General features: G+C 40.7%; 7 protein-coding genes. All 7 read right to left on the bottom strand.

The genetic code is table 11. The features are described 5' to 3' along the window. Positions 1-35 precede the first annotated feature (35 nt). Positions 36-788 (bottom strand): YjbA family protein, encoded by a 753-nt coding sequence (locus tag MOB98_RS20560; RefSeq protein ID WP_268361655.1) that lies wholly within the window; start codon positions 786-788, stop codon positions 36-38. A 206-nt stretch (positions 789-994) separates the two neighbouring features. Continuing rightward, positions 995-1,909, bottom strand: a complete 915-nt coding sequence (opp4C, locus tag MOB98_RS20555) for an oligopeptide ABC transporter permease (RefSeq protein ID WP_268361654.1) — start codon at positions 1,907-1,909, stop codon at positions 995-997. 15 nt (positions 1,910-1,924) lie between these two features. Continuing rightward, entirely contained in the window at positions 1,925-2,875 is a 951-nt protein-coding gene (locus MOB98_RS20550) for an ABC transporter permease (RefSeq protein ID WP_014113363.1), read from the bottom strand. Between the two features lie 74 nt (positions 2,876-2,949). After that, complete coding sequence (locus MOB98_RS20545; protein ID WP_268361652.1) at positions 2,950-4,575, bottom strand: peptide-binding protein; 1,626 nt, start codon at positions 4,573-4,575, stop codon at positions 2,950-2,952. A gap of 86 nt (positions 4,576-4,661) precedes the next feature. Beyond that, positions 4,662-5,651: an oligopeptide ABC transporter ATP-binding protein AppF gene (gene appF / locus MOB98_RS20540; protein WP_268361649.1), complete on the bottom strand. Its 990-nt coding sequence runs from the start codon at positions 5,649-5,651 to the stop codon at positions 4,662-4,664. Beyond that, entirely contained in the window at positions 5,648-6,634 is a 987-nt protein-coding gene (gene appD, locus MOB98_RS20535; RefSeq protein WP_268361648.1) for an oligopeptide ABC transporter ATP-binding protein AppD, read from the bottom strand. Before appD ends, appF begins: the two co-directional genes overlap by 4 nt. Before the next feature lie 189 nt (positions 6,635-6,823). Further along, positions 6,824-7,609 carry a DUF2268 domain-containing protein gene (locus MOB98_RS20530; RefSeq protein ID WP_268361645.1) on the bottom strand — a complete coding sequence of 262 codons (786 nt, stop codon included), beginning with the start codon at positions 7,607-7,609 and terminating at the stop codon, positions 6,824-6,826. Positions 7,610-7,628 lie beyond the last annotated feature (19 nt).

Here is a 7,628-nt window from a genome sequence, read left to right as displayed (position 1 = left end):
TCTTATGGGGTCAGTCCCGTAAAGAGCGGTTTTTTTCAGTTTACCTTTGATTCGTTTTCCATTTCCCATAGCTTTTCGAAAAAAGGCTGTCCTTTTATCAGGTTTTCGCAAAAAGCCAGGTGCTTGTCCGACCAGCCTTCAATTGTTTCGTTATACAGCATGTCCCAAATCTCTTCAAAGCTCATCCGTTTGATTTGTTCATACATATGCGGGTTCCACTCAGTGTACCAGTAGCCGATTTCAGCGCGATTTTTCAGCCCTTTTAACTGGTCAAGCGCCATAAACATCAGCTGCTTGATTTGCCGTTCTTTTCTTGTCAATCCTCTGACATGTTCTGGTGCCAATGATAAGATGTGATATTCTTTAGAGGATTCCAGCTTCTTTGATTCAAATTCATATGTTTCAGGCTCTACATCCTTTACCATTTCATAAACGAGCTGCTCCTGCCTTGGGATCAGACGGCTTTTTCTGACAGGGATCGTGTAGCCAATCGTGTCGACAGCCAAAATGCCAATTCCGTCTGTTACAACAAAACAATACTCAAGCTTTGTCCGCTCGTGATTTTTTCGAATGTACGATTTCTGATGTACGTCTTCAAGCAAACCTTTCGGAAGCTCAGACAGATCGTTTTCTATGTAATGAAACAGTACCGACGGCACCCTTAACAGCGGCACCTGATCCAAAAGCTCAACCGTATCTTCCTTGCGCCATTCGTGAAAGTGGCATACATTGTAGCCATTTTCTTCCCCTTCAAACCAATTGACCCACACATCATGAAGAAATAACATCTCTAACCCCTCACTTTTATAAAAACTGTTGTCCACAGTATAGGCAAGGGACAGAGAAATTATTCCAAAGAGATTGAGGAAATCTGGAATCACTGGGTTTATGTAAAAATCACAAAAAGCAGATCTCTTTGTATATTTTCTGACAAAAAAGAGATCTGCTTTTCTTCTGATTTCGTTATGTTTTGTAACAAATATTATTTTCATTTTTATTTAATATTTTTCGGATCCAGTGCATCCCGCAGGCCATCACCGACAAAGTTGAAGCATAAAACGGTCATTAAAATAAATAGCCCGGGAAATAATGGGTACCACCATGCTTGAATCATTAATGTAAAGTTTTGAGCATCCTGAAGCATATTTCCCCAGCTTGCGATCGGAGGCTGAATACCAAAGCCTAAGTAGCTTAAAGTTGATTCAGCTAAAATGACACTGCCTACTTTCAAAGTAGCCGAGACAATAATGGGCCCAATACAATTCGGTAAAATATGCGAAAAAATAATTTTATAATTTTTGGTGCCGATTGTTTTAGCAGCTAAAACAAATTCTCTTGACCTTAATGACAGAAACTCGCTTCTGACTAGCCTCGCTGTTGTAGTCCAGCCCGTCAAAGAAAAAATTAAAATTAACTTATCCATTCCCGGTTGAAAAATTGTCACTAAGGTAATAAGCAGAAAAATATCCGGAATTGATAAGACTACATCAACAGCCCTCATTAATACAGCATCTACTATCCCTTTAAAATATCCTGCTAAGGCACCAACAACGGTGCCTATAGTGATGGCACCAATTACTGAAACAAAACCGACCAATAGAGACACACGAGCCCCGTACAATACCCTTGTAAATATATCGCGCCCAAACTTATCTGTCCCCATTAGATTTTTAGGACTTGGCGGCTTCAGTTTATTTAAAAGAGATTGACTCTCAGGCGAGTAAGGCGCAATAAAAGGGGCAAAGACTGCCATTAAAATGATAACTGTTAAAATGATACCTCCAACAACTGCAAGTTTATTTTTGAAGAACTTTTCAAAAAAGATCCTAGTCATTGTTTCTGGTTTTTTTCTAATATTTTCTTTTAGCTTTACCTCATTAGAGGGAGCTACAGTGTTTGGTTGTGCCATATGCGTCTCCCCCTTTTAATATTCAATACGCGGATCAACTAATGCATACAAAATATCCGCAATCAAGTTCCCCAAAACAACCAAAACAGCAGAAATAACAGTCATGGCCATAATAACCGGATAATCTCGAGAGAATGCCGAATCAATAAATAACTTCCCTAATCCCGGCCAAGTGAAAATCTGTTCAACTACGACAGCACCACCAATAAATGATGGAATCATTAATCCGAAAATTGTAATAACAGGCAGAAGACCATTTCTCAAACCATGTTTGAAAATCACTTTATTTTCTTTAAATCCTTTTGCTCGGGCTGTTCTTATATAATCCTGCTTCAATACATCGAGCATACTTGAACGTGTATATCGAGTAATACCGGCCATATCAGCAGTTGCTAAAACAAATGCAGGCAGAATTAAATGATGGAGCCTGTCAAAAATGCTAAAGTCAGCGTTTAAAGTGCTGACACCCCCCGTAGGAAACCAGCCGAGATTTACGGAAAGAACCATAATAAGAATTAATCCGAACCAGAAGTTTGGTATGGCCAGCCCTAAAAATGATGTGACAGTTATCCCATAGTCAAGTTTAGAATAAGGGCGTTTCGCGGAAAGAACTCCGAAAGGAATTGAAATCAGAAGAGCAACAAGAGTTGAAAAAACCATAAGCACCAGGGTATTCGGCAAACGTGAAAGGATTAGATCAGAAACTGGTGTACCCTTTTTCACAATAGATGTCCCAAAGTCGCCTTGGAGCATATTGCCAAGCCATTTTAAGTATTGAACAGGTTCTGGGTCATTGAGTCCATACTTCTCAATAAATTTCGCTCTGTCAGCTTGACTTATTGTCGGGTCCATCATTAGTGACATCGGGTCACCCGGCGCCGCTTTCATGATTGCAAATGATAAAATTGTAATGCCCAAAAGAATTGGCAGAGACATTAATGTTCGACGAACAATATATGTAACCATATTCTTGTCCCCTTTTCTAAAATAGGATAAAGAGGAAAGGATACTGGATCCTCACCTCTCTAGGGATTTCATTATTATTGTTCAAGCCACCATTTTTCAATATGATACAAGTCATTCTTTGGATGGAATACATAGCCGTGCATGTTTGCCGGGATTGCCCTATGATAATTGTAATAAAATAAGAATGAATAAGGCTGATCCTCTGCAATCAATTTATAGATTTCTTCGTATTTTTTCTGATATTCTTTTCTGTCTGTAATAGATTTAGCTTCTTCCAAAAGTTTATCGACTTTAGGATTCTTATACCATATGTTGTTTAGTCCGTTCTTAGATTGACTGGAGTGGAAAATCGAAAATTGATCTGGGAATGTAGCCAAGCTCCAACCAAGCAGTAAAGCATCATAATCCCAATTTGGTGAACTTGTTTGTTCAATAAGAGCGCTAAATTCAACAATTTGAGGCTTTGCTTCAATTCCTACTTCTTTAAGCTGTTGCTGAACGACAACTGCTAAATCCTCCCGAATTTTATTACCCTGGTTCGTTTTAATTGTAAATGAGAATTTCTTTCCGTCCTTATCAAGGTAGCCGTCTCCATCTGTATCCTTCCATCCTGCTTCTTTCAAGAGCTTTTTAGCCTTTTTAGGATTGTAATCAAATGTAGGTATATCACCTTTCGGATAGTTCCAAGAAAGCGGACTTTCAGGAACGTTTGCTACTTCACCATCACCGTTTAATACCTGATCCACCATTGCTTTTCGATCAAGTGCATGTGTAAGAGCTTGGCGGACTTTTTTGTCTTTAAATAATTCATTTTTCTCATTCCAACCAATATAGCTGTAGTTCAAACCAAGATCTGATTTAACTTGCACATTATCAAATGTCTTGACTGTCTCGAAATCAGTACCCGGAACAACAAAGAAATCAATATCTCCAGCCTTTAACTGGGCTACAGCTGCATTTGAATCCGGAATTGTTTTTACTGTTACTGTATCTAAATACGGTCTTCCGCCATAATAGTCATCATTGGCTTCAAGTTTTACATAATCACCTTTTTTCCATTCTACAAATTTGAATGGGCCTGAACCAATCGGATTCTTTCTATTAAATTCATTTTCGCCTAAATCTGCAACTGGCACTTTCCCTAAAATGTGTTTAGGCAGGATACCGTAACTATCTAAAACAACATTGTAAAAATACGCATCCTTTTTCTTTAATTTGAATTCAACTTCATAATCACCTTTCTTTGTAACAGATTTTAATGATTCAAAACCCGAGCCGCGTTCACCATTATAGTCCTTATTTAAAGGTATGCTATAAGTGAAAACAACGTCATCCGCTGTAAGTTCTTTTCCGTCATGAAATTTTACACCTTTTCTAATTTTGACATCATAAGTCAGGCCATCTTTGGATTCTGTTACTTTCTCAGCCAAAGCAGGCTTTACATTTAATTTTTCATCTGTTTCTAATAAAGTACTATAGATCATCCCTTCAATATCCGAACTGGAAACATCTGTAGAATAGAGTGGATTAAACAAAGTTGGCTCCCCAGTTGAACCAATAACCAAATCCCCGCCTTGCTGCGGTTTGCCTGCTGGTTTTTTCTCGCTGCTGCTCGACTTTGATCCTGAGCAGGCCGATAAAAAGATGGCCATAACCATCAATACACTTAGCATCATCAGTGCGGTTTTCCGTCTTTTCATTTAATATTCCCCCTCTTGAAATGTTCGTGCTTCTCAGCTGTTGTTTATGTAGTGTGCATACCCCCTCTCAAAGCGGTGCGGCAACTTTAGCTATAAAGGTGACAAGCCACAAAATGGCTGGGAGCAGCTTCTTTGAATTCTGGTGTTTGTTCCTTGCATATCGGTTTTGCAACAGGACATCTTGTGTGGAAAACGCAGCCTTTTGGCGGATTGGCCGGACTTGGCAGTTCTCCCTTCAGGACGATGCGTTCACGTTTGACAGATCCTTTTCTTCTGGTAACCGGAACGGACGAGAGAAGTGCTTGGGTGTAAGGATGAAGCGGATTATTGTAAAGCTCATGCTTGCCGGTCAGTTCCATCATTTTGCCAAGATACATGACCCCGACTCTGTCGCTGATATGGCGGACGACACTTAGATCATGAGAGATAAATAGATAGGTAAGATTAAATTCTTCCTGCAATTCTTCCATTAAGTTAATCACTTGGGCCTGAATGGATACATCAAGTGCAGAAACCGGCTCGTCGGCAATAATCAGCTCGGGGTTTAACGTGAGCGCTCTGGCGATGCCGATCCGCTGTCGCTGACCGCCTGAAAATTCATGGGGATAACGGCTGGCAAACGACGGGTGAAGCCCTACTCTTGCAAGCAGTTCTTCGACTTTTTCGTTTCGTTCACGCATCGTATACATGTGATGCGTATTAAATGGTTCCTTAATGATAGAACGCAGCGTCTTTCTTGGGTTTAAAGAGGCAAATGGGTCTTGGAAAACCATTTGAATATTTTTGCGGACACTTTTCCGCAGCTTCTCTTCTGACAGGTTGGAGATATCCTGCCCTTTAAAAAGGATTTGGCCTTCTGTCGGTTTGTACAGCCTGATCATCGTTCTGCCGGCAGTTGATTTTCCGCAGCCCGATTCTCCAACAATTCCGAGTGTCTCTCCTTTTTGTAACGAAAATGAAACACCGTCTACCGCTTTTACATCGCCGACTTTTCTTTGAAAAAGGCCTGAGCGGATCGGGAAGTATTTTTTCACGTCACGAAGCTCTAAGATTGTTTCTTGATTTGCTGCTGTCATGATTGTTCGGCACCCTCTTCCTCATATAAAAAGCATCTCACCGTTCTTCCGCTTTTGTGTGTTAAAAGCGAAGGCTGATGTGTCCAGCATTTATCCATGGCTTTCGGACACCTTGGGGCAAAACGGCACCCCGGCGGCAGATTATCTGGTGTCGGCACGCTGCCTTTAATCGCATTTAATTTATCAATCTCTCCATCTATGACTGGAATCGATGTAAGCAGGCCTGCTGTGTAAGGATGCAGCGGTTCTAAAAATAAGTCGTCAACGGTGGCGTTTTCTACGACTTGTCCGCAGTACATGACAATCACTCTGTCGGCTGCTTCCGACACGACACCTAAGTCGTGTGTGATCAGAAGAATCGAAGTATTGAACTTCTGACAGAGATCTTTCATGAGCTCCAGAACTTGGGCTTGTATGGTCACATCCAGCGCTGTTGTCGGTTCATCGGCAATGAGCAGTTTAGGGTTACAGCTGAGTGCGATAGCAATCATCACCCTCTGTCTCATCCCGCCGGACAGCCTGTGCGGGTATTCCTTCATGATTTGCTCGGCCCGGGAGAAACCGACCATCTGCAAGAGTTCAACAGCTCTTTGATGAGCTTCCTTTTTCTTCATATTTTTATGGTAAATCAGCACTTCGGTAATTTGTTCTCCGATTGTCAACACCGGATTAAGGGAGGTCATTGGTTCCTGAAAGATCATGGATACTTCATTTCCGCGGATTTTGCAATAGTCGTTTTCAGTGAATGAGGTGAGGTCTTTGTCTTCGAGTTTAATAGAGCCGTCCATGATTTTTCCGCCTGAGCTTTGGACAAGGCCCATAATTGATAACGAAGTAATGCTTTTTCCGGAGCCCGATTCACCTACAAGCGCGACGGTTTCGCCTTTGCTAATGTGAAAATCGACTCCGTCTACCGCAGGGATCGGCTCCTTTTTTCTAAAAAAATAAGTCTTTAAATTATTCACTTCTAAAAGTGTGCTCATGCTAGCTCCCCTTCCCCCTCTTGTTTCCAAACGTTTTCAAGAGAAAGCAATCCCTTTATTCAGAAATAATAAATAATATTGAATTATCGAAAAATTTTATAGTTGTATATTATTACAATCATTTTGCAAAATCAAGAATTTTTTAGGATAAATGTAATAATATTAATGAAATTCCATTATTTTATTCTTTTAAAGCGCTGCACTCAAAAAGGCTTCTGCAGGAATGGACAGCCCATCTGCTGTGTTTGCTTTGTTGGCTATTAAATATTTTTTTACAATATTGAATCCGACTGCGTATCCAAGCATTTTTGGCTGATATCCTTTGCCGAATAACAGCTGGGAGAATAACCGGTTATCCCGTTTGATATCCTGATAGGGGGCAATCTTTTTTTCATACAAAGCCTGTAGCTGCTCCGGGGTATACCAAGACGTCCATTCAGCCGTTTGACTTCGGCCGAACCTCTCATAAACAGCATATTCTGCAAGCCCTTCCATGATGATTGTATCAAGTAATGTGACATCCTTTTCCTCTTTTGTCAGATGATCTAACCGGCAAACGTGATGATATTCATGTGTCATCAGGGCTGATACCGATGCAAAATCCAAATCTGACGAGAGAAAGAGGAACATTTTGTCTTGAAAGGCGAGTCCAGATTTTGATCCGAATTCTAAACGAATTCTTCTGTTTCGTTCATCAACAGGCAGCGGAACAATCGGTACATCAGGACCTTGCCATTTGTTTTTCAGGTACTGTTCTTCCTTTTGAATATGCTCGTAAACCCCTTTTTCTTTCATCACTGAACCCGTATGAATCCCCTCCTTTATGTTTTTAAACATCCCATGATGCTGAAGATGCCCCAAAATGCCTTTCCAATTCTTTTTTTCCACACCTGAAAAAAGCGGAACAATGTAATCCGCCAAATCATCTATTGAACCAGCCTTTCTGAGCCAGCTATATGTTTGTTCCACACTCATGTGATCGCCTCCTCTTTTT

This window comes from Bacillus sp. N13C7 (assembly GCF_026790065.1).
In the GTDB taxonomy this organism is placed as follows: domain Bacteria; phylum Bacillota; class Bacilli; order Bacillales; family Bacillaceae; genus Bacillus.
The sequence above is the reverse complement of the archived record's forward strand: the minus strand, read 5'-3'. Positions and strand labels throughout refer to the sequence as shown.